At 64.5% G+C, this 21,187-nt stretch carries 20 protein-coding genes; 13 read left to right on the forward strand and 7 right to left on the reverse strand.

Translation table 11 applies throughout. The features are described from left to right. The first annotated feature begins 46 nt into the window (after positions 1-46). Positions 47-961 carry a LysR family transcriptional regulator gene (locus LB519_RS29550; RefSeq protein ID WP_027162120.1) on the forward strand — a complete coding sequence of 305 codons (915 nt, stop codon included), beginning with the start codon at positions 47-49 and terminating at the stop codon, positions 959-961. Between the two features lie 75 nt (positions 962-1,036). Then, positions 1,037-2,347, forward strand: coding sequence for a hemolysin family protein (locus tag LB519_RS29555; protein ID WP_024504164.1), 1,311 nt, complete (start codon positions 1,037-1,039; stop codon positions 2,345-2,347). Positions 2,348-2,375: 28 nt separating this feature from the next. Here LB519_RS29555 and LB519_RS29560 read toward each other — a convergent pair whose 3' ends face one another. Beyond that, positions 2,376-2,618, reverse strand: coding sequence for a DUF1127 domain-containing protein (locus tag LB519_RS29560; RefSeq protein ID WP_013530057.1), 243 nt, complete (start codon positions 2,616-2,618; stop codon positions 2,376-2,378). 139 nt (positions 2,619-2,757) lie between these two features. On the opposite strand from LB519_RS29560, the gene LB519_RS29565 reads away from it, so the two are divergent. After that, positions 2,758-4,266 (forward strand): winged helix-turn-helix domain-containing tetratricopeptide repeat protein, encoded by a 1,509-nt coding sequence (locus LB519_RS29565; protein ID WP_063168818.1) that lies wholly within the window; start codon positions 2,758-2,760, stop codon positions 4,264-4,266. A 54-nt stretch (positions 4,267-4,320) separates the two neighbouring features. Here the strand turns inward: LB519_RS29565 and LB519_RS29570 are convergent, their stop codons facing one another. Further along, on the reverse strand, positions 4,321-4,860 hold the full coding sequence (locus tag LB519_RS29570; RefSeq protein ID WP_245470941.1) for a CGNR zinc finger domain-containing protein: 540 nt from the start codon (positions 4,858-4,860) through the stop codon (positions 4,321-4,323). Positions 4,861-5,035: 175 nt separating this feature from the next. On the opposite strand from LB519_RS29570, the gene LB519_RS29575 reads away from it, so the two are divergent. Continuing rightward, a complete protein-coding gene (locus LB519_RS29575; protein WP_224621813.1) occupies positions 5,036-5,944 on the forward strand; it encodes an alpha/beta fold hydrolase in 909 nt (302 codons plus the stop codon). Between the two features lie 10 nt (positions 5,945-5,954). Here the strand turns inward: LB519_RS29575 and LB519_RS29580 are convergent, their stop codons facing one another. Then, positions 5,955-6,881, reverse strand: a complete 927-nt coding sequence (locus LB519_RS29580; protein WP_024504166.1) for a DMT family transporter — start codon at positions 6,879-6,881, stop codon at positions 5,955-5,957. A 365-nt stretch (positions 6,882-7,246) separates the two neighbouring features. Here LB519_RS29580 and LB519_RS29585 point away from each other — a divergent pair, with 365 nt between their 5' ends. Continuing rightward, positions 7,247-7,969 carry an MBL fold metallo-hydrolase gene (locus LB519_RS29585; RefSeq protein ID WP_224621820.1) on the forward strand — a complete coding sequence of 241 codons (723 nt, stop codon included), beginning with the start codon at positions 7,247-7,249 and terminating at the stop codon, positions 7,967-7,969. 59 nt (positions 7,970-8,028) lie between these two features. On the opposite strand, the gene LB519_RS29590 is transcribed toward LB519_RS29585, so the two are convergent. Beyond that, positions 8,029-8,634, reverse strand: coding sequence for an NADPH-dependent FMN reductase (locus tag LB519_RS29590; protein WP_064994510.1), 606 nt, complete (start codon positions 8,632-8,634; stop codon positions 8,029-8,031). 89 nt (positions 8,635-8,723) lie between these two features. Between LB519_RS29590 and LB519_RS29595 the strand changes: the two genes are divergently transcribed. Then, on the forward strand, positions 8,724-9,092 hold the full coding sequence (locus LB519_RS29595; RefSeq protein WP_024504168.1) for a winged helix-turn-helix transcriptional regulator: 369 nt from the start codon (positions 8,724-8,726) through the stop codon (positions 9,090-9,092). A 151-nt stretch (positions 9,093-9,243) separates the two neighbouring features. Here the strand turns inward: LB519_RS29595 and LB519_RS29600 are convergent, their stop codons facing one another. Then, complete coding sequence (locus tag LB519_RS29600) at positions 9,244-9,447, reverse strand: hypothetical protein (protein WP_081714341.1); 204 nt, start codon at positions 9,445-9,447, stop codon at positions 9,244-9,246. A 221-nt stretch (positions 9,448-9,668) separates the two neighbouring features. On the opposite strand from LB519_RS29600, the gene LB519_RS29605 reads away from it, so the two are divergent. From LB519_RS29605 to LB519_RS29620, 4 genes are all read left to right on the forward strand, one after another. Further along, entirely contained in the window at positions 9,669-10,403 is a 735-nt protein-coding gene (locus tag LB519_RS29605; RefSeq protein ID WP_032808595.1) for a response regulator, read from the forward strand. A gap of 50 nt (positions 10,404-10,453) precedes the next feature. Then, positions 10,454-11,047 (forward strand): hypothetical protein, encoded by a 594-nt coding sequence (locus LB519_RS29610; RefSeq protein ID WP_224621814.1) that lies wholly within the window; start codon positions 10,454-10,456, stop codon positions 11,045-11,047. After that, entirely contained in the window at positions 11,017-12,234 is a 1,218-nt protein-coding gene (locus tag LB519_RS29615) for a sensor histidine kinase (protein WP_224621815.1), read from the forward strand. Before LB519_RS29610 ends, LB519_RS29615 begins: the two co-directional genes overlap by 31 nt. Before the next feature lie 89 nt (positions 12,235-12,323). Continuing rightward, a complete protein-coding gene (locus tag LB519_RS29620; RefSeq protein WP_224621816.1) occupies positions 12,324-16,403 on the forward strand; it encodes an autotransporter domain-containing protein in 4,080 nt (1,359 codons plus the stop codon). A 14-nt stretch (positions 16,404-16,417) separates the two neighbouring features. On the opposite strand, the gene LB519_RS29625 is transcribed toward LB519_RS29620, so the two are convergent. Continuing rightward, positions 16,418-16,813, reverse strand: coding sequence for an acyl-CoA thioesterase (locus LB519_RS29625; protein ID WP_024504171.1), 396 nt, complete (start codon positions 16,811-16,813; stop codon positions 16,418-16,420). Positions 16,814-17,050: 237 nt separating this feature from the next. After that, positions 17,051-17,992: a phosphoribosylaminoimidazolesuccinocarboxamide synthase gene (locus LB519_RS29630; RefSeq protein ID WP_027162131.1), complete on the reverse strand. Its 942-nt coding sequence runs from the start codon at positions 17,990-17,992 to the stop codon at positions 17,051-17,053. Positions 17,993-18,231: 239 nt separating this feature from the next. Between LB519_RS29630 and LB519_RS29635 the strand changes: the two genes are divergently transcribed. The 3 genes from LB519_RS29635 to LB519_RS29645 all read left to right on the forward strand — a co-directional run. Next, positions 18,232-19,848: a GMC family oxidoreductase gene (locus LB519_RS29635; RefSeq protein ID WP_224621817.1), complete on the forward strand. Its 1,617-nt coding sequence runs from the start codon at positions 18,232-18,234 to the stop codon at positions 19,846-19,848. Further along, the gene (locus tag LB519_RS29640) at positions 19,845-21,056 is read left to right on the forward strand and encodes a mandelate racemase/muconate lactonizing enzyme family protein (protein ID WP_224621818.1); all 1,212 of its coding nucleotides are present in this window, start codon (positions 19,845-19,847) and stop codon (positions 21,054-21,056) included. The genes LB519_RS29635 and LB519_RS29640 overlap by 4 nt, the downstream gene beginning before the upstream one ends. Beyond that, positions 21,053-21,187 (forward strand): NAD(P)-binding domain-containing protein (locus tag LB519_RS29645; protein WP_318011977.1); only part of this gene is annotated, 135 nt, incomplete at its 3' end. The genes LB519_RS29640 and LB519_RS29645, both read left to right, overlap by 4 nt.

Below are 21,187 nucleotides of genomic sequence, written 5' to 3' on the forward strand. Positions count from 1 at the left end.
AATTTGACACTGATTGCGGACTAAAAGTCGACAATAGGGAATCGCCATGGAAACGGCCGACCTGCAAGGCACCGTCGCGTTTGTTCAGGCGGTGGAGGCCGGCAGCTTCACTAGCGCCGGCGAGCGGCTGCATGTGACGAAGTCGGCGATCGGCAAATCGATCGCGCAGCTGGAGCAGAGGCTCGGCGTTCGCTTGTTGAACCGCACCACCCGCAGTCTCAGTCCGACCAGCGAAGGCATCAGCTACTATGAAGCCTGCGTCCGGGCCCTGGCCGAGATCGAAGCCGCACAGTCGCTGCTCGCCTCGCGTCGGCAGGTCCCGTCTGGCCGGCTTCGGGTCGACGTGCCGCTGGCCTTCGGCCGACGCTGCGTCGCTCCCGTGCTGTTCGAGATTTCGAGGAAATTTCCGGACCTGACGGTGGAAGTCTCCTTCAATGACCGCCGCGTCGACCTGATCGAGGAGGGTATCGACCTGGCGATCCGCATGGGCGAACTCGACGACAGCCTGTCGCTAGCGGCCAGGCGCCTCTACGCTCAGCGCTCGGCCATATGCGCGGCTCGCGACTATCTCGACAGGCATGGCCGGCCGCAATCGGTCGAGGATCTCGCCGATCACAGCGTCATTGGCTACGGTCGCGAGGGCATCGTCCGCCCCTGGGTGATCAGACATTCCGACGGCCATCTCGCAACCTTCGTGCCCAAGGCGCGGCTCGTTCTCGGCCATGGCGAACCGATGCTGGATGCGGCGCTCGCCGGCTGCGGCATCGCCTTCCTGCCGACATGGCTGGCCGCCGACAGCCTCAAAAGCGGCGATCTCGAAATGGTGCTGTCGGAATGCCTGGTCGAGAACATCGTCGTGCATGCCGTCTGGCCGGTGACGCGCGCGCTCACGCCAAAGGTGCGGGTTGTCGTCGACGCCCTCGTCGAACATTTTTCGGCGCCGCCCTGGGATGCCGCGTGAGCGAAATACCGGTCATTTCTCAAAAATCACGCCGGACTATTTTCGAAGACCGCGCCACAATGCTATTGACCGCTCATGTTATACGTCGAAATCGCTATCGTGGTCGTCCTCATCTGCGTGAACGGCCTTTTGTCGATGTCCGAGCTCGCCATCGTGTCGTCGCGCCCGGCCAGGCTGAAAGCGATGATCGACCGCGGCACCAATGGCGCCGGCCGCGCCCTTGATCTTGGCTCAAATCCCGGCAAGTTCCTGTCCTCGGTGCAGATCGGCATCACCTTGGTCGGCGTCCTCTCCGGCGCCTTTTCCGGCGCCACGCTCGGCGAACGGCTGGCGCAGTTCCTGGCTTCGACCGGCATCCGCGAGACTGTCGCCGACCCGCTCGGCGTCGGCATCGTCGTTGCTATCATCACCTATTTCTCGCTGATCGTCGGCGAGCTGGTGCCCAAGCAGATCGCGTTGCGTGATCCCGAGCGGGTCGCCGCCAGGGTCGCTCCGGCGATGACCATCCTCGCCACGGTGTCGGCGCCGCTGGTCTTCCTGCTCGACTTCTCCGGCCGTACCATATTGTGGCTGCTCGGCCAGCGCGGCGAAAGCGAGGAGAAGGTCACCGACGAGGAGATCAAGATGCTGGTCGCCGAGGCCGAGCATCACGGCACCATCGAATCCGACGAGCGGCGCATGATCGCCGGCGTCATGCGGCTTGGCGACCGCGCCGTGCGCGCGGTGATGACGCCGCGCACCGAAGTCGACTGGATCAATCTGCAATCCGACGAGGCGGCCATCCGCAAGCTGCTCATGGAAACCCAGCATTCGCGCCTGCCGGCAGGCGACGGCGGCGTCGACGTCATGGTCGGCGTCGTCCAGACGCGTGATGTGCTGGCCGCACTGCTTGCCGGCCGCGTGCTCGATCCGCGCAGGCATGTGCGCGCAGCCCCCATCGTCTACGACCAGGCCGACGCGCTCGATGTGCTGCAGAAGCTAAAGGAATCCGACGTGCCGATGGCGCTGGTGCATGACGAATACGGCCATTTCGAAGGCATCGTCACCCCGGCCGACATTCTGGAAGCCATCACCGGCGTGTTCCGCGCCGACACCGACGCCGGCGACGAGGAAAACGCGGTCAAGCGCGAGGACGGCTCGTGGCTGCTCGCCGGCTACATGCAGGCCGACGAGATGGCCGACATTCTCGGCATCGACCTGCCGGAAAACCGCGATTACGAAACCGTCGCCGGCTATGTGCTGTCGCACATGCACCATCTGCCGGCGACTGGCGAGTGCGTCGACGCGCAGGGCTGGCGCTTCGAGGTGGTCGATCTCGACGGCCGCCGCATCGACAAGCTGATCGCCACCCGCCTGGCCGGCGCCCCTCGCGAGGCGGTGCGCTGACGGTCGACGCGATTTGCGGCATTTCGCTCTATCGTTCCCAGAAGGACTTGGCGATCTCTCCCTCGACCTGCTGTATCGTCAGGCCGATATCGTCGATCAGATGCGGATTGTCCTTCGACATTTGCCTGAGCTGCCAGCGAAAGCGTATCCGCTCGCGCCAGGTCCGATCGTGCCAGCTCGCGATGATGCTTCGCAGGGTCTTTAGGAGCCGGCGCGATGCCGGCCGCACGGGCGTTCCCGGCCGCGCTGCACAAGTGAGGGTATTGGTCATGGCAACCTCCATATGGTTTGAGGGCCTAGGGCTCTCGATGAGGTTGAATTCTGCGCGATACGGACGGCGCCGTAATTAAGCCCTCCCAAATAGTTCCCAAAACTTCCAAACGAGCTAGAGCGGCCCTATAGATGCGCCTATGCAGGGATCGCGTTTTGCCTTTGGTCCGTTCGTGCTTGATCCGCATGCGGGAACGCTGCTTCGGAACGATGTCCCCGTTGCCGTCGGCTATCGCGGGCTGAGCCTGCTTGCGGCACTCGTCGGGCGGCCCGGCGAAATCCTCGGAAAAGCCGAACTGATGGACGCCGCGTGGCCGGGCACGGCCGTCGAGGAAGGCAATCTCACCGTCCAGATCGCGCAGCTGCGCAAGCTGCTTGGCCCCGTCGGCGACAACGGCGAATGGATATCCACCGTTCCGCGCGTCGGCTACCGTTTCACTGGGGCCGTCGAACAGCTGGGCGAGGCCAGGCGAAAACCCTTGCCGCTGCCCGACAAACCGTCGATAGCCGTGCTGCCCTTCGTCAATTTCAGCAACGATCCCGAGCAGGATCCCTTCGTGGATGGGTTGACGGAAGACCTGATCACCGACCTGTCCAGAATCTCCGGCCTGTTCGTCATCGCCCGCAACTCGACCTTTGCCTACAAGGGAAAAGCGATGGACGTGCGCGAGATCGCCGGGGATCTTGGCGTGCGCTACCTGTTGGAAGGCAGTGCAAGACGCGCCGCGGGGCGCGTGCGCATCAACGCACAGCTGGTCGACGCGATGAGTGGCGATCATCTGTGGGCGGAACGCTTCGATCGCGGCCTGGAGGATATCTTTGCCGTTCAAGACGAGGTGACGGCCAAGATCGTGGAAGCGCTGCTTGGCCGGCTGCGCGCGCCGCCGCCGCGCAATCGGCCGCGAAATCTGGAGGCCTACGACCTCTGCGTGCGGGCGCGAAAGCTGATCGACGACTCGCCGCAGATGGCGCAGGAAGCGCATCTGATGCTGACGCGCGCGGTGTCGCTCGATCCTGATTATGCCGAGCCCTATCGTTGGCTTGCCATGAACCACTGGATGGGACAGGTGCATTGGGGCGGACCAACCGAGGCTGCCCGCAGCGTTGCCCTGGAGCTGGCGCGCAAGGCGGTGGCGATCGATCCCAACGATGCCGGCTGTCGCTGGATCCTGGCTTATCTGCTTGCCTATGAGCGCAGCTTCACTGAAGCGGATGCGGAATTCGCCAAAGCGATCGAGCTCGACCCGAACGAGGCCGACACCTGGGCGGCATTGTCCGACATCGCGGTCCTGGCCGGACGGGTCGAAGAGGGCCTCGAGCACATCGGCAAGGCGTTCCGGCTGAACCCGTTTCCGGCGAGCTGGTACTATCTGACGCTCGGCCAGGCGCAATATGCGGCGCGCGACTACCAAGCCGCTATCGAGACGTTGCGCCGTGACGAGACCTATCGCACAAGCTCACGCCGTTTCCTGGCGGCAAGCATGGCCCAACTCGGCCGGCTCGACGAGGCGCGCGCAGAGGCTGAACTGTTCCTCGTCGGCAACCCGCATTTCACAACCCATCACTGGGCGACGACCGAGCCATTCCGCGACGCCGCTACGCTCGAGCATTTCGTCGATGGTTTTCGCAAGGCCGGTCTTCCGGAGTGACGCGCCGGCATCCGGCCCGCCCGCAGCAAAGGCGACGTGGTGCGCTAACCCAGTCTAGACGTCGGTATGATCTCGGTGGCGCGACACCTTCTCGCGGTTGCCGCAGGTGCGCATGCTGCACCAGCGCCGCTTGCCGCCTCGCGACGTATCGAGGAAAAGCCAGCCACAGCGAGGGCAGGAATGCAGCCTGTCGCGCGGCAGGGTGAAGAACGCTTCGATGGACAGCATGGCCAGCAACGCGGTGACGGCGTCCGGATCGCGCCACCGGCCAAGGGCAAGCTCCGGCCTGGTGCCATCCAGCTCGATAGACCCGGCGGCAAGCGAGCTTGCCGTGCGCGAGAACAACACGCCGAGCGGTTCGACCGCAGACGGTTTGCCCGCGGCGATTGGATCGAAAACCTGAAATGACGCCTCCCGCATTTCGCGGACCCCTTCCACGAACCGCCCATCCGCTATCTCGGCAACGGCCTGCGCCTGACGATCGTCGGCAAGCCCTGAGGCGCTGAACCAGTTCGCAACATCCCGGACGGACTTGAAGAGTTCATTGTCTGTTGCCGGCGCCCGCCGGTCGAACACGGCGTTCGACAGGTCCAAAGCGGGATGCCCGCCTATGAAGCGATCCGGTACCCATTCGGTGTATTCATCGCCCATGGAACATAACCTCATTAACCGGATTATACGGTTACATGATGTAACCACTATCATACGGATACGTGGTGTCAAAGCCAGCGCGTCGCCAGATCGGCGCGGAACCCCTGGGAGGGAGAGGATGTGCAGCAATCGTTACAAGACCCGCCACGAAACCATCAATGTCGACGGCCTCGACATCTTCTACCGTCATGCCGGCGATCCCGGCAGACCGGCAATCCTGCTGCTGCACGGATATCCGACTTCGTCGCACGTCTATCGCAATGTCATCGAACCGCTGGCGGAGACAGCCTATGTGGTGGCGCCGGATCTGCCCGGTTTCGGCTTTTCGTCCGCCCCTTCCACCGATGCCTATGACTACACGTTCGACAACCTGGCCAGCACGATCGAAGCCTTCATCGAGGCCCTCGGCCTCCAGCGATTCTTCCTCTACATCACTGACTTCGGCACGCCCGTCGGCTATCATCTCGCCACACGGCGGCCGGATTGCATCCTCGGCCTGATCGCCCAGGACAGCAACGCTCATGACGAGGGGCTGGGACCGGAATGGGACGCGCCGAAGGCGTTCTTCGCCGAACCGACTGAAGAAAACCGCGCCAGACTGCCGGACTGGATGAATTTCGAGGGGACCCGAAATCAGTATATCGGCGGTCTCCCCGAGCGTCTGAAAGTGTTGTTTCCGCCCGAGGGTTGGTATCTCGATACGGAGCGCCTGGCGAGGCCCGGCAACACCGACATTCAGTTCGAACTCTTCACCGATTATGGTTCGCACATCGCGCGCTTCCCGGCCATCCAGGCCTATCTCCGCGACCAACAGCCAGCATGCCTGGTGCTGTGGGGGCGCCACGACGCCTTCTTCGCGCTGGACGAGATCATGGCCTACAGCCGCGATCTCGACGCCGTCGAAATCCATGTCTTTGAGAGCGGGCACATGCTTCTCGAAACGCATCATCGCCAATGCGCGGCTCTCATCGCTCACTTCATGCACGAGGTGGAGACTGGGGTACTTCGCGATCCTGCGGGGCGTTGAACGTCGACGTTCAAACCGCCACTTCGATGGGCTCGGCAAGCCTGGGATTGGCCCGCGCGGCGATCAGGCAGCCGGCGACGATCAGGCACGCTCCCGTCAGCGTGGTCCAGGTCGCCTCCTCGCCGAAGAAGAACCAGCCAAGCGCGACCGCCCAGATGAAGGCCGAGTATTCCGTCGGGATCAGATATTGCGCTTCGGCGCGGGCGTAGGACCAGCTCATCAGGAATTGCCCGGCGAGCGACAGCACCGTCACCCCGGCCAAAGGAAGCCAAAGATCGCTCGGCAGGGCGACGGCAAGCCAGGGTGCCGCGAGGCCGAGCAGGATGGCAACGCAAAGGTTCTGGAACAGCATGATCTCGATCGGCTTGGCCAACTGCGCCTGTTGCCGGGCGAGGATCAGATTGTATCCGTAGAACACGGTTGATACGAGCACCGCTGCCGTGCCGAGCATGGCGTCCTGCGAATAGTCTGCCTGCCCGAACTGGCCGGCCATGATGATGGCGACGCCGGCGATGCCGGCCAACGATGCCCAGACAGCCTGGCGTCGGATCCGTTCGCCCAGCAGCAGCGCGGCGAGAAACAGCGCAAACAAGGGCGCCACGAAGCTGAGCCCGATCGCCTCCGCGAGCGGCAGCCTGGCCAAGCCCCAGAAGAAGGATATCAGCACGACGCCGACAATTGCGGCACGCAGCGCATGCAGCCTCAGCACCGGAATGGTCGGCTTTAAGCGTGGTCCCGCCAACCAGGCTGCGCCCGCGACCACGGCCGCGACCATGCTGCGCCACAGCAAGGTGTTGTAGACCCCGACCGCGATGACCAGGATCTTCATCGCCGCATCCATCCCGGACAGCAGGAAGATCGCAAGCGCGCATACGAGCACCGGGATCATCGGGGAAACGGCGCCGGTCGGGCTGGATGTCTTCACGGCTTCACTCATGTGACGGATCGCAGCCGGATATATCAGGGCAAAGGGCGCGACCAGATGGCAGCCCGGTCGATGTAGCAGTCCAACCCCGATTGGGCCGAGGCTATCGTGACATCAGGGTATCAGCACCATGCCGGCGAGTTGAACGAAACGGACCGCCTCGCCGACTGCATCATCCGGCCACGGCAGGCGACGCACGCACACATGGCACAGATCGAATTGACGGGGCGGGTTGCCGACGCAGCTGGCCCGTCGCATGTTGTCGATTGTCTACAGACGGATCGGAAAAAATGCACCGCATAGCTTCAGGCGGCCTTTATCAGACCTACAATCTTGGTGACTTGCGCATCATCTCCTTGCGCGATGGCTATGTCGACATGCCGATCGGACGGCTTCGGCAACGCGGCGACAAGCCATTTGGCGATGAATTGCCGCAACAAGTCACGTTGGTTGATGGTCAACTCAGGCTTTCCGTCAATGCCTTCGCGATCGACGATGGAAACGGGATCATCCTGATCGATACCGGCGCCTCGAACGCCTGGCATCCGACCATGGGCCGACTTCCCGAGGCACTGGACGAAGCTGACATCGATGCCGGACGAGTCCGTACCGTCTGCTTCACCCACACGCATCTCGACCACATCCATGGTCTTGTGCTTGCCGACGGCCGCGACGCTTTCCCGCGCCTGACGCGCTTGCTCGTTCCCGCGGAAGAGCTCGGCTTTTTTCGTGCCGAAGCGCGGCTCGAACGATTTCACGGCATGGCGGAACCCTTCGAAGCCGGAGACCGTATCGGGACACATGTCGACATTGTCGACGCTCATGGCCATGAAGCGGGACACAGCTGCTTTCGTGTTTCTGGCGGCGGCGAACGCCTCCTGATTTGGGGCGACACCGTTCACGTCCCATCGCTTCAGTTCGATCGACCTGAGGTGACGTGGGAATTCGATGCCGATCAGGACCAGGCGCGCGAAAGCCGGTTGCGGTTGCTGGCGCTTGCTGCCGACGATCATTGTTTCGTTGCCGGCGCGCACCTGGATTCGCCCGGTGTTGGCCGCGTCGTCCGATCCGGCGCCAGCTTTCGATTCGAGCCGCTATAATTGAAAAGGGCGGCGCAAGCGCCGCCCCATATCCTTGGGAGGATAAATCGAACCGGCGGTCAGGCCGCCTTGACTTCCTCGGCGACGGCATCGGCCTGACGCGCTGCCTTGAGCACCTTGGCCCACCACGCAACATCGTTGACCAGCGCCGTGGCGGCCTGGTTCAGATGCTCGAGATCTTCCAGCTTCTTCTCGCCCTGGCGCACGGCGAGGAAATCGCCCCAGGCGATGTGGACGGCCGACTTGACCGGCGCCATCTGCAATTCGACGGCATGAAGGCGGAGCTGTTCGACGGCGCGAGCGCCACCGACGCTGCCATAGCCGACGAAGCCGGCCGGCTTCTTGTTCCATTCATTGGCGGCGTAGTCGATGGCATTCTTCAGCACGGCGGTCGGGCCGTGATTGTATTCGGCGGCGGTGAAGATGAAGCCGTCGAATTCGGCGACCTTCTTCTGCCAGCGCTGTGCCACTTCGTTCTGCGACGGCGCCCAGGCGGAGGATGCGACCTCGTCGAAGAACGGCAGCGGGAAGTCGCGAAGGTCGACGATCTCGACATCGATGTCGGCATGCGACTTGGCGATCTTGGCGATCCACTGGGTTGGCACATCGGCGAAACGAGCGGCGCGCGTCGATCCGACGACGATGGCAATTCTGGGTTTGGACATAAGGGCTCTCCTTGCACGAAGTACTGGTATCATTTGGATACCTGCGCTATATGAGATACTGCAAACGCGATGCACAAGAAGGCACTTTTTTGTTACCGAGGCACCCACACCGCTCTGAAGACTGCCGCGCCATCTCGGAAATCCTGCAGCGCGTCGGCGACAAATGGACCGTTCTGGTCGTCGGCAAGCTGGGCGACGGACCGCTGCGTTTCAACGAATTGCGCGCAGCCGTCGGCGGCATCTCGCAGAAGATGCTGACCACCACCTTGCGCGGGCTGGAGCGTGACGGCTTCGTCACCCGCACCGTGTTTCCAACCATTCCGCCGCGCGTCGATTATGAGCTGACCGAGCTCGGCCACGAGCTGCTGATCCCCGTCAGCGCACTGAGCGAATGGGCGCGCGCCAACACCATGCGCGTCAAGGCGGCGCGCGAAAAATTCGACGGCGCCCGCGTCTGAAACCCTTTCGCCGCAAGGGATTCAGCCCCGCACGCAACATCCGGCTTGTCTGATCGGAAATTCTATCTCGGCTGCGCGGATCGTTGAACCGAATGCACGCGCCGGTTTGGCTGGCGGATTGCCGCTCATGCGGTCCCCTGACGGCTGCCGCTCAGGCTCCTGATGCGCGCACATCGCATCGCGCGGCGGCACAGGTATCACACCGTGCGCCCCGCTCGCCAGGAGCCTGTCCTCCACGCGTGCAGGCGACGCGCGAGATGTCTTCCTTCACCTCCGCGTAAGCGGTCACGCCGAGCAGGCAGGTCGTCGCGACCAGGGCCGCCACGAGCCAACCGTTCAGCAGATGTTGACGCATTGTCTCTCCTCCGATTGCAGCAGGATCGGGCATGGAGGCAACCGTTGGATGTCGCGAAAAGCGCCTCCCGCACGGGCGCTGTTACAAACGGCCATACCCGGCTCGCTCTACCTGATCCCAGCTATGTCGGCGGCAACCGATCCATGGCAGACTGGGTACGATCGGTTGGGTATTTTCCGCCCGGCTGCTACAGGTGAAAGCCGCCATTCGCGTCGAGGTTCATGTCGTCCAAGGAACATCCCGCCATCGACCTGCCATCGGAAGCACTGCTGCCGAGCCCGCTGCTTGTCGTCGAGGACGAGCCGATGATGCAGGTGCGGTTGCGCTCGATCCTGAGGGGCCTTGGCTACGCTCAGGAGGAGCTGTTTTTCGCCGGCTCGATCGCGCAGGCCAAGGCCCTGCTCGTCGACCAACCCTTCGCCATGACGCTGGTCGATGTCGGCCTGCCCGATGGCAACGGCATCGACCTCATCGGCTCCCTGCACGAGCACGACGCGGCGCTGCCGATTCTCGTCATCTCGGCCTGGAGCAACGAAAACACCATCCTCGAAGCCCTGCGTGCCGGGGCGACCGGCTATCTCTTGAAGGAGCGCGACGACGTCGAGCTTTCGCTTTCGATTCGCAGCACCATTCGCGGCGGCGCGCCGATCGATCCCTTCATCGCCCGGCGCATCCTGGAACTGGTGTCGGCGCCGGCGCCGTCCGGGCGTGCCCGTTCTTCCACCGACAGGCCGGGGCGCGGCAAGCCCGCCGCGGCCCCGCCTCTCTTGACGCCGCGCGAGGTCGAGATCCTGAACCTCGTTGCCAAGGGGCTCACCAATCGAGAGATTTCGGGAGTCCTTTCCCTCTCCAGGTTCACGGTCGAATGCCACATTCGCAACATCTACAAGAAGCTGTCGGTCAAATCCCGGACGGAAGCGATCTTCGAGGCGCGGTCGCAAGGCTTCTTGCCCTGATATTCCTGCTCCTCGCGCCGGGCGGCATCGCCTTTGCCGCCGACGGGGCCGTGCCGTTCAAGACGATCGAGGCCGTGCGATCCGGCTGGGACGCCGCCGCGCCGCCGGCCACCGGCTGGACCAGCGTGACCTTGCCCGACGATTGGACGACGCGCTGGCCCGGTTTCGACGGCGTGGTCTGGTACCGCCTCACCTTCGACAGGCCCGACGCAGCCGAACCGCTGGGCCTGGCGCTGAACTACTGGACACTGGCCGGATCGATCTCCGTCAACGGAGCGGAACTCGGACGCGACGAATTCCTCGTCGAGCCGTTGACGCGCTCATGGAACGTGCCCCGCTACTGGCAGCTCGCGGACCCGGTCCTGCATGCCGGCACCAACACGCTGCTGATCAGGGTCTCGGGCCTGGCGCCATACCAGCCAGGCCTTGGTCCGGTCCTGATCGGCCCGCCTTCCGCGACGCGTGCCCATTTTGTCCAGCAATTCTGGATTCGCCGCGAGCTGCCGGTCTTCTATCTCGGCGTCACCGCGGCGCTTGGCACTTTCTTTTTCGTCGTCTGGCTGCTGCGCCGAAGCCTGAAGGCCTATGGCTGGTTCGCCCTGATGACGATTGCGTGGTTTTGCTATTCGCTCAATTCGTGGTGACGAGCCCCTGGCCGTTCGGGACGACCGACACATGGCAGCGTTTCATCATGCTCTCTTTCATGGTCATGGCCGCCGCCTTCGTGCTGTTCGTCATCCGTTTCGCCGAGCGCCGCTTTCCCCGGGGCGAAGCAGTGCTGTGGACCGCGCTGGCAATCGGTGCCGCAGCCCTGTTTGCCACGCCGCATTCGTGGCTCGGCCCGATGCTCAACCTCCTGGCCTTGTCCTGGTCGCTGCTTTACATCGGCGCCTGTTTCCTGTCGATCGGCCTGACCTGGCGCAGCAATCGGCTGGACCACATCGTCCTCCATATCGTCAACGCGCTCACCGTCGTGGCCGCGGTGCATGACCTGATGACCTATCTCGGCATCCTTCTTGGCAACGTCTACTACATCACGCTGACATCCCACTTCCAGATGGTCGGCATGGCGCTGGTGCTGGCCTGGAACTTCGTCGCCAACATGCGCCGCATCGAAGGGTTCAACGACGAGCTCACGGCCAAGATCGAAACCGCCAGGGAGGAACTTGCGCTGACGCTGCATCAGCAGCATGAGGTCATCCTGGCCAACACCAGGCTGGCCGAGCGTGTGTCCCTTTCCCACAATCTGCATGACGGCATGGGCGGCACCCTGGTCAATTCGATCGCCATGCTGGAGCATGCGCCGCAGAACCTTCCGGCCGATCGCTTCCTGTCCGTGCTGAAGGAACTGCGCGACGAGTTGCGGGTGATCATCGACACCGCCGCCGACGACCCGACGGGCGGCCAGTCGCTGGCCGAGTGGATCGCGCCGCTGCGCCGCCGCCAAACGCTGGCATGCGAAAGCCGCGACATCGATTGCGTGTGGAACCTGACCGGGCTGGAGGACTGCCACCTGGCGGCGGCGCGAAGCCTCGATCTCGTCCGTATCCTGCAGGAAGGCCTGACCAACGTGCTCAAGCACAGCCAGGCAAGCCGCGTCGTCATCGACCTGCACCGGCGCGGCGAGACGCTGAGCCTGGCCATCCAGGACAATGGCGTCGGCTTCGATGCCGCCTCGGAAGCGCCCGTCCCGGGCACCGGCCTGCGCTCGATGCGGGCCCGGGCCGGACGGCTGGGCGGCACGCTCGACACAAGGTCGCGGCGCGGCGAAACCGTGCTGGCCCTGCATGTGCCCGCGGCCTACCGGCGGATCGCGGCGCCGCTGGCATAGCTAGTTTCAACGATACCCGCCCTTGGTGTCAGGTGCTATGCCCCGGGAACATGCACGACTGCGTCGGTGCTGATCTGGGGAGCCTGGCCTTGACTCGAATTGCCATCGTCTCGAAGCGCGGCCTGCTGCGCTCGACCGCCCTCGCGGGCTGCCTGCTGGCCACCCTGGCCTGGAGCCCCGCCATGGCCGACGGCACCGGCGGGAATGGCGGCAACGGCGGCGGCCAGGGTGGTGGCGGGAACGGCGCAGGCACATCGGGAACCGGCGGCAACGGAGCGATAGCGGGCAATGGCGGCAGCGGCAGCGATGGCAGTGTGGCCGGCTCCGGCGGAACCGGCGGCTCCCCCGGCGTCGACGGTGGCGACGGTGGCGTCGGCAATTCCGCTACCACCCTGATCAACGATGGCGACTCCATAACAGGCGGCGGTGGCGGCGGCGGTGGCCGAAGCGACGGCGGAGACCCAAGCGGCGTCGGCGGCAATGGCGGCAATGGCCTCGCCTCATCAGCAGACAATGCTTCTCTCGTCAACAGCGGCGGTCGTCTGGTTGGCGGCGGCGGCGGCGGCGGCGGCAGTATCAATGGCAACGGCGGCGACGGCGGCGACGGCGCCATGTTCTCTGGTGCCCATATTGTCCTGACCAACAGTGGCACCATTTCCGGTGGCGGTGGTGGCGGCGGCGGCATCGCGAATGGCTGTGGCTGCACCGACGGTAGCGGTGGCGTCGGCGGCGGCGGCATCGTCATGTCGGGTGGCGGCACGATCGAGAACAGCGGCACCGTGCAGGGCGGCACGGGCGGCGCCAGCGGCTATGGCGATCCACGCTACCTCGCCGGATCCGGCGGGGTCGGCATTGTCGGCGCCGATCTCACCGTGACCAACAGCGGCACCCTCGCTGGTGGATTCTCGATCGACGGCGGCGGCCCACAGGCGGATGCGATCCAGTTTACCGGCGGTGCCAATACGCTGGAGCTGCGCGCCGGCTCGGCGATCAGCGGCACTGTGGAGGCCTTCAGCGCCGACGACACGTTGAGGCTCGGCGGGAACGTCGACAGCAGCTTCGACGTCTCAGGCGTCGGACAGCAATACCAGGGTTTCGGAATTTACGAAAAGACCGGCACCGGCGCATGGACCCTGACCGGCAGCACCAACGCGGTGACGTCGTGGACCATCGATCAGGGCACATTGTCGGTGTCGTCGGACGCCAATCTCGGAGCGGCCTCAGGCGCCCTGACATTCAACGGCGGCGTGCTGCAAGTGACCGGCACCTCGTTCAAGTCCACCACCCGCACGATCAACTGGGGCCCCGGCGGCGGCAGCTTCGACATTGCCGACAGCGCCAACACCTTCACCGTGAGCCAGGCACTGACGGGCCAAGGAGGGCTCACCAAGCTCGGCGCCGGAACCCTGACGCTGACCGGCACCAACACCTATTCGGGCGGCACCTTCGTCAACAGCGGGACGTTGAGCATCAGCCGTGATGCGGCCCTTGGCGATGCGGCGGGAGCGCTGACGCTGGACGGCGGCACATTGAAAGTAACGCCCGTCGCGCTATCGCTCTATATGAGCCGCGGCATCACCCTGGGCGCCAATGGCGGCACCTTCGATGTCGGCGCCGGCAAAGGGCTTTTCATCGATTCCGCCAATGGCGACATCAACGGCGCGGGCTCGCTGTCGACGACCGGCAGAGGAACGCTGCACCTGACTTCCGCCAACAGCTATAGCGGCGGGACGATCATCGGCGGCGGAGCAACCGTGGTGGAAGCAACGGGCGGGCTCGGCAGCGGGCCTGTCCGTGTGGACGCCGACGGAAGCGGCTCCGGTTGGCCAAAACTCTATTTCTCCGGAACCGATGCCGCCAATCCAGTCAGCGCCCAGGACCTCTCGATCACCGTCGGCCGGGGCGACCTCAACTTCCAGGGCAATGCGACCGCCGGCGCGGCCACCATCGTCCTGGCGCAGGACGGCTATGGCGGGCTCAATTTCGGCACCGGAACCGATGCCGGCACAGCCAGCATCACCAACCAGGGCGGCGGTTTCATCGCCTTCACGGGGGCAAGCGCGGACCAGGCGACGATCGTCAATGACGGGCTGGGCATACCGTATTATTTCAGCAGGACGACCTTCGACGACGATTATTCGAGCAATGAATTCTCCTCCGCCGGAGACGCCACGATAACCAACAGGAATGGCGGCTCGACCACTTTTTACGGACATTCGGACGGCGGAGCGGCAACGCTGGTCAATGAGGCCGGCGGCACGCTCGATTTCCAGCAGGCATCACAGGCGGCGCACGCAACCATCCTCAACGGCGCCGGCGGCAGCGTGCTGGTGCGCTTCCGGGACCAGGACTCGGTGCTCGATGTCGGCTCGCTGTCGGGCGATGGGGCCATACAAATCGACGATTCACAGCTGGCGCCACAGCTTTCGCTCGGCTCGCTCGGCCATGACGACGTCATCGGCGGCACCATTTCCGGAAACGGCTCCCTGACAAAGACCGGCACGGGCAAGCTGACGCTCAACGGACAGAACAGCTATGCGGGCCTGACCACGGTCGGCATGGGAACGCTGGTGGTCGGCGACGACGGCCATGGCACAGCGAGCCTCGCCGGCGATGTCACGGTCGATTCCGGCGCGCGCCTTGGCGGCATCGGCACCATTGGCGGCAATGTCACCATCCTCGGCACGCATGGCGTCGGCAATTCCATCGGCGTGCAGACGGTCGGCGGCAACTATGTCAACCACGGCATATTCGAAGTCGAGGCGACCCCGGCCGGCGCCGACAGACTGATCGTCGGCGGCACGGTCGACATATCGGGCGCGACGCTGAACCTGGTCCTGACGCCGGCGACGGCCGAGAGCTGGAACCTGCTCAACGGGCCGTACACGATCATCCAGAACAATGGCGCGGCCGATGTCGCCGGTACCTTCGCCTCCGTCGGCGATCTCAACGACCTTCTCTTCCTCGACCATCTCCTCAACTACCAGGGCGGCGACGGCAACGACATCACCCTCACCCTGGCGCGCAACGACGTCGCGGTCGCCAACGTCGCCACCACCCGCAACCAGGTCGCGACCGCCGGAGCGCTCGATCGGCTCGGCGAAGGCAATGCGCTTGCATGGGCCATGCTGCTGATGACCGACGAGGATGCCGCGCGCCTGGCGCTGGATGCCGCGTCGGGCGAGGTTCATGCGTCGGCCAAGGGGATGCTGATCGAGGACAGCCGCTTCGTCGCCGATGCCGCAACCGCCCGCGTCCGGGCGGCCATGGGCGACGTTGCCGCTCCCGCCATGCCAGTGATGGCTTATGGCGAGGGCGGCCCGGAGCTGGTCGAGGCTGATACCAGCCGTTTCGTCGTGTGGGGGCAAGCTTTCGGCTCCTGGGGCACGGCGAGCGGCGACGGCAATGCCGCCGGCCTCGACCGCTCCACTGGCGGCTTCCTCGCCGGCGGCGACACCGCGATCGGCGAAGCCTGGCGGGTCGGCATGCTGACCGGCTACAGCCACGCCAGTTTCGACGTCGACGATCGTGCCTCGTCCGGCTCCAGCGACAGCTATCACATCGGCCTTTATGGCGGTGGACAGTGGGACGGCCTGGGCCTGCGCGGCGGCGTCGCCTACAGCTGGAACCGGATCGACACCAGCCGCAACGTCGTCGTTCCAGGCTTCGCCGATGCGCTGACGGCGAAATACGATGCCGGCACCGCGCAGGTCTTCGGCGAGGCCGGCTATCGCGTCGAGACGCGCATGGCTGCCTTCGAGCCCTTCGCCGGTCTCGCCTATGTCAACCTGCACACCGACGGCTTCACGGAAAAGGGTGGCGCCGCCGCACTCACATCCGCTGCCTCGACCACCGAGACCACCTTCACCACGCTGGGCCTCCGTGCCTCGGCCGGCTTCGACCTCGGCGGGGTGCAGGCAAGCGCGCAGGGTACGCTCGGCTGGCGTCATGCCTTCGGCGACACCACGCCGACCGCGGACATGGCCTTCGCCGGTGGCGACCTCTTCACCATTGCCGGCGCGCCGATCGCCAGGGATACAGCCATCGTCGGAGCCGGGCTCGATTTCCGGATCGCCGACAGCACCACGCTGGGGATCAGCTACTCCGGCCAGTTCGGGACGAAAGCGGCCGATCAGGGCGTCCGCGCCACGATGCAAGTGCGGTTCTGATTTTTCGGCTTGCGTCAGCCTTCGGCGGGAACCGCTTTCGGTTTGCCCTCGCCATCCAGCGCCACCATGACGAAATCGGCATGGGTGACCTTCTCCATCAGGTCGGAGAGGTAGCGCTGCGCCCAGGCCTCGACCTTGAGCGTCATCGAGGTGCGGCCGACGCGCTCGACATGGGTGTAGATGCACAGCGTGTCGCCGATCTTCATCGCCTTGGCGAACGACATCTCCTTCACCGCCGCCGTCACCACGCGGCCCTTGGCGCGCTCGGCGGCGCGGATGCCGCAGGCCAGGTCCATCTGCGCCATCACCCAGCCGCCGAAAATGTCGCCGGCCGCATTGGCGTCCGAAGGCATGGCCAGGGTGCGCAGCGTCAGATCGCCAAGCGGCCGTCCTTCAGCGTAGTGCACCATGCGAGAAATCCTTCGAGACCGGCTGCCCTCGATCCCGTATCGTCACGGCGCCCGAAGGTCAACGCGCCACGGCATGGCCACGAGGCCCCGGAGCTTCTCCCGATAGGAATTTTTTCTTGACTCGGTGACCTCAGCTATGGTACATTTTTGCCTATGGTGCTGATTTGCGCCAGTGACCCGCCGCACAGGCGGGTTTTTCGTTTGATGCACCGTCAGCCAACGCCCGGCAAAGGTTGATCAGAAATAGCGCCTGAGATTCGTGCGAATGCGATCGAGCACGCTGTCTCCGGAAAGATCCGGCGAGAATTCCTTGCCCGTGATCGCCTCATAGGCCTGCGCGTAAACCCGCGAGGCCTGTTCGACGATCTCGTCGGGTATTTTGGGGATCGGGTCGCTATAGGGATCGCAGCGCGCCGAGACCCACGAGCGGATGAAATCCTTGTCGAAACTCTCCGGCCGGCTGCCGCTGGCGAGCGCCTGTTCGTAACTCGATGCGATCCAATACCGGCTGCTGTCCGGGGTGTGGATTTCATCGGCAAGAATGATGGTCCCATCCTTGTCGGTGCCGAATTCGTACTTCGTGTCGGCGAGGATCAGGCCGCGTTCCGCGGCGCGCTGCTGGCCGCAGCCGAACAGCCGCAAGGCGTAGTCCGACACGGTGTCCCACTGCGCTGGCGTAAGCAGGCCCTGCTCGATAATCTCCGCTTTGGACAGCGGTTCGTCATGGCCGCCATGCGCGGCCTTGCTGGTCGGCGTGATGATCGGCTCCGCCAGTCTTTCATTGTCGCGCAGGCCATCCGCCAGGCGGATGCCGTACATGTCACGGTCACCGCGCTTGTAGCGAGTCAGGATCGAGGTGCTGGTGGTTCCCGCCAGATAGCCGCGCACGACGATCTCGACCGGCAGGATGTCGAGCCTTGTGCCGACGACGACGTTCGGGTCGGGGTATTCGAGAACATGGTTGGGGCAGATGTCGGCGGTTTCCTCGAACCAGTAGCGCGCCGTCTGGGTCAGTATCTCTCCCTTATAGGGGATCGAGGTCAGGATGATGTCGAAGGCACTGAGCCGGTCGGTGGCGATGATGATGCGCCGGCCATCCGCCAGATCGTAGTTTTCGCGGACCTTGCCGCTGTAGTGGCCCGGCAGTTCGGGGATGAACGCGTCAGGGAGGGTCCGCATATGATTTCCTGCCTTCCGCAGAGTGGGCCAGAGCATAATTCCGAAAAGTTATGCGCCAAGATAATGCCATCGCATAGGCTGTCGGGACGATAGATATCAAGCGCGATTGTCGGGAATCCCCGCAAACCTGATCGGTTCGACGGTCGCTTTTTTCACAACTGATGCCGGATGGCGCGGCGACTTCGGAATGCCGTCGCGTCTAGGCTGCAGCCAATCTTTCGGAGCCTCCCATTTCCATCATGCAGACCTATGATTTCATCATCGTCGGCTCCGGCTCGGCCGGCTCGGTCCTGGCCGAAAAACTCTCGGCCTCGGGGCGCTTCTCGGTGCTGGTGCTGGAGGCCGGCGGCACCGACCGCCGCTTCTACGTGCAGATGCCGCTCGGCTACGGCAAGACCTTCTTCGATCCCGCGGTCAACTGGAACTACAAGGCAGAGCCGGATCCCGGCCTCGCCGGCAATGCCGACCACTGGCCGCGCGGCAAGCTGCTTGGCGGCTCAAGCTCAATCAACGCCATGGTCTGGATCCGGGGTGCGCGCGAGGATTTCGATGCCTGGGCGGCCGCCGGCAATCCAGGCTGGGGCTATGACGATCTGCTGCCCGCCTTCAAGGCGCTCGAGGACAACCAGGCCGGCGCGGACCAATGGCGCGGCGTCGGCGGCCCGCTGCATGTCACAGACTGTTCGGGCGCCGTCCACCCGCTGACCAAACGCTATCTCGCCGCCGGCCAGCAGGCCGGCTTGCCCTTCAACCCGGATTTCAACGGCGCTGCCCAGGAAGGCGTCGGCGTCTACCAGATCTCGACCCGCAACGGCCGCCGCATGTCGGCGGCGCGCGCTTTCCTGCGCCCGGCGATGAAGCGCGCCAACGTCCGCGTCGAGATGAAGGCGCTGGCGACCAGGGTGCTGTTCGAGGGCAAGCGCGCCGTCGGTGTCGAATACCAGCAGAACGGCGAGACGAAGTCGGCGCGTGCCGGTCGCGAAGTCATCCTGTCGGGCGGCTCGGTCAACTCGCCGCAATTGCTGCAGCTGTCCGGCGTCGGGCCTTCCGCGCTGCTGAAAGGCCTGGGCATCCGGATGGTCCACGCCAATGAGAATGTCGGCGCGCATCTGCAGGATCATGTCGGCATCAACTACACCTTCAAGGGCAAGCTGCCGACGCTCAACCAGACGCTGCGTCCCTGGTGGGGCAAGCTGCTGGTCGGCATGCAATATATCCTGACCCGTTCGGGCCCGCTATCGCTGTCGATGAACAATGCCGGTGGCTTCTTCCGCACCGACCCGGCGGCGACGCGGCCCAACATGCAGCTCTATTTCCAGGCGTTCTCGACCGTCATTCCCAAAAGCGGCGAGCGCCCGATCCTGACGCCGGACCCATGGCCGGGCTTTTCCATCGGCCTGTCCAACTGCCGCCCGTCGAGCCGTGGCGAGATCATGATCCGCTCGGCCAATCCGCGCGAGTACCCCAGGATAACGGCCAATGCCTACTCCACCAATGCCGATGTCGAGGAGATGCTGGCGGCGGTGAAATTCGTCCGCAAGATCGCCTCGATGTCTGCCATGGCCGAGATCATCGAGGAAGAGGTTTTGCCAGGCCCGTCAATCACTTCCGATGCAGACCTGATTCAGGATTTCAGGAAGCGCTCGGGCACCGTCTATCATCCGGTCTCGACCTGCCGCATGGGGCCCGATCCGGCGCGCGCCGTCGTCGACCCGCGTCTCAAGGTGCACGGCATCGACGGCCTGCGCGTCATCGACGCCTCGATCTTCCCCGACAACATCACCGGCAACACCAACGCCGCCTCGATCATGACCGGTTGGAAGGGCGCCGAACTGGTTCTGGAGGACCAAAAATGAAGATCACCGACGTCAAGACCTGGGTTGTCGACAATCCGCCGCCCGGCATCGGCGGCAAGTATTTCATCTTCGTCAAGTTGACCACCGATGGCGGCGTCGTCGGCTATGGCGAAGCCTACAACGCCACCTTCTCCGCCCATGTTACCGCCCGGATGGTCGAGGACATGGCCGAGCGCTATCTCGTCGGCCGCGATCCGCACGACATCGAGAACTTCTTCCGCCGCGCCTATTCGTCCGGCTTCACCCAGCGGCCCGACGTGTCAGGCATGGGCTGCTTCTCGGCGCTGGAAATGGCCTGCTGGGACATCATCGGCAAGGAGGCCGACAAGCCGGTCTACAAACTGCTCGGCGGCCAGGTGCACGAAACGCTGCGTTCCTACACCTATCTTTACCCGCACACCGGCAGCGTCCACTCCGAGGATGCGCACGGCAAGAACGTCTACAACGACCCCGATCTCGCCGCCGCCTGCGCGCTCGAATATGTCGAACAGGGGTTCAACGCCGTCAAACTGGACCCGGCCGGCCCCTACACCGCCTTCGACGGCCACCAGCCGCGTCTTGTCGATATCGACCTGTCCACCCGCATGATCAAGGCGATCCGCGAGGCGGTCGGCACCCGCGCCGACATCCTGTTTGGCACGCACGGCCAGTTCACAGCGTCCGGCGCGCTGCGCATGGCGCGCGCCATTGAGCCCTATGATCCCTTGTGGTTCGAGGAGCCGGTGCCGCCTGACATGCCTGAGGTCATGGCGCAAGTGGCCCGCGCGACCTCGATCCCGATCGCCACCGGCGAACGGCTGACCACCAAGTTCGAGTTCGCCCGCGTCATCGAGAACCGCGCCGCGACCATCCTGCAGCCGGACCTCGGCCGCTCCGGCGGCATTCTCGAAACCAAGAAGATCGCGGCGATGGCCGAGGCCTACCACATCCAGGTCGCCCCTCACTGCTATTGCGGGCCGATCGTCGGTGCGGCCAACATCCAGCTGGCGGTGACGCTGCCCAATTTCCTCATCCTGGAATCGCTGAAGCAGTGGGACGGTTTCCACGCCACGCTCTTGAAGAAGAAGATCGAGTGGCAGGACGGCAATGTCATCCCCTCGAAGGAGCCCGGCCTCGGCGTCGAGTTGAACGAAGCGGTCTGCGACGCGCACCCCTATACGGGCAAGGACCTGCATCTGCAGATGATGCAGACCCCGCTGATGCCGTGAGCAAGAGCTACGCCTTCATCGGGCTTGGCCATCTCGGCGGAAACCTTGCCGCCAGCCTGATCCGCAACGGCTTTGCCGTCACCGTCTTCGACCGCGATCCGGCCGCGGCCGAGCGCCTGGTAGCGCTCGGC

It is taken from the genome of Mesorhizobium sp. AD1-1, from assembly GCF_020164655.1.
GTDB lineage: Bacteria > Pseudomonadota > Alphaproteobacteria > Rhizobiales > Rhizobiaceae > Mesorhizobium > Mesorhizobium ciceri.

Bases quoted from the DNA above. Each gene is read 5' to 3' on its own strand.
- LB519_RS29625 (WP_024504171.1), bottom strand. From the start codon at position 16,813: ATGGTGCACTACGCTGAAGGACGGCCGCTTGGCGATCTGACGCTGCGC.
- LB519_RS29560 (WP_013530057.1), bottom strand. From the start codon at position 2,618: ATGACCAATACCCTCACTTGTGCAGCGCGGCCGGGAACGCCCGTGCGG.
- LB519_RS29550 (WP_027162120.1), top strand. From the start codon at position 47: ATGGAAACGGCCGACCTGCAAGGCACCGTCGCGTTTGTTCAGGCGGTG.
- LB519_RS29600 (WP_081714341.1), bottom strand. From the start codon at position 9,447: ATGCGTCAACATCTGCTGAACGGTTGGCTCGTGGCGGCCCTGGTCGCG.
- LB519_RS29590 (WP_064994510.1), bottom strand. From the start codon at position 8,634: ATGTCCAAACCCAGAATTGCCATCGTCGTCGGATCGACGCGCGCCGCT.
- LB519_RS29565 (WP_063168818.1), top strand. From the start codon at position 2,758: ATGCAGGGATCGCGTTTTGCCTTTGGTCCGTTCGTGCTTGATCCGCAT.
- LB519_RS29635 (WP_224621817.1), top strand. From the start codon at position 18,232: ATGCAGACCTATGATTTCATCATCGTCGGCTCCGGCTCGGCCGGCTCG.
- LB519_RS29640 (WP_224621818.1), top strand. From the start codon at position 19,845: ATGAAGATCACCGACGTCAAGACCTGGGTTGTCGACAATCCGCCGCCC.
- LB519_RS29580 (WP_024504166.1), bottom strand. From the start codon at position 6,881: ATGAGTGAAGCCGTGAAGACATCCAGCCCGACCGGCGCCGTTTCCCCG.
- LB519_RS29630 (WP_027162131.1), bottom strand. From the start codon at position 17,992: ATGCGGACCCTCCCTGACGCGTTCATCCCCGAACTGCCGGGCCACTAC.
- LB519_RS29605 (WP_032808595.1), top strand. From the start codon at position 9,669: ATGTCGTCCAAGGAACATCCCGCCATCGACCTGCCATCGGAAGCACTG.
- LB519_RS29575 (WP_224621813.1), top strand. From the start codon at position 5,036: ATGTGCAGCAATCGTTACAAGACCCGCCACGAAACCATCAATGTCGAC.
- LB519_RS29555 (WP_024504164.1), top strand. From the start codon at position 1,037: ATGTTATACGTCGAAATCGCTATCGTGGTCGTCCTCATCTGCGTGAAC.
- LB519_RS29585 (WP_224621820.1), top strand. From the start codon at position 7,247: ATGCCGATCGGACGGCTTCGGCAACGCGGCGACAAGCCATTTGGCGAT.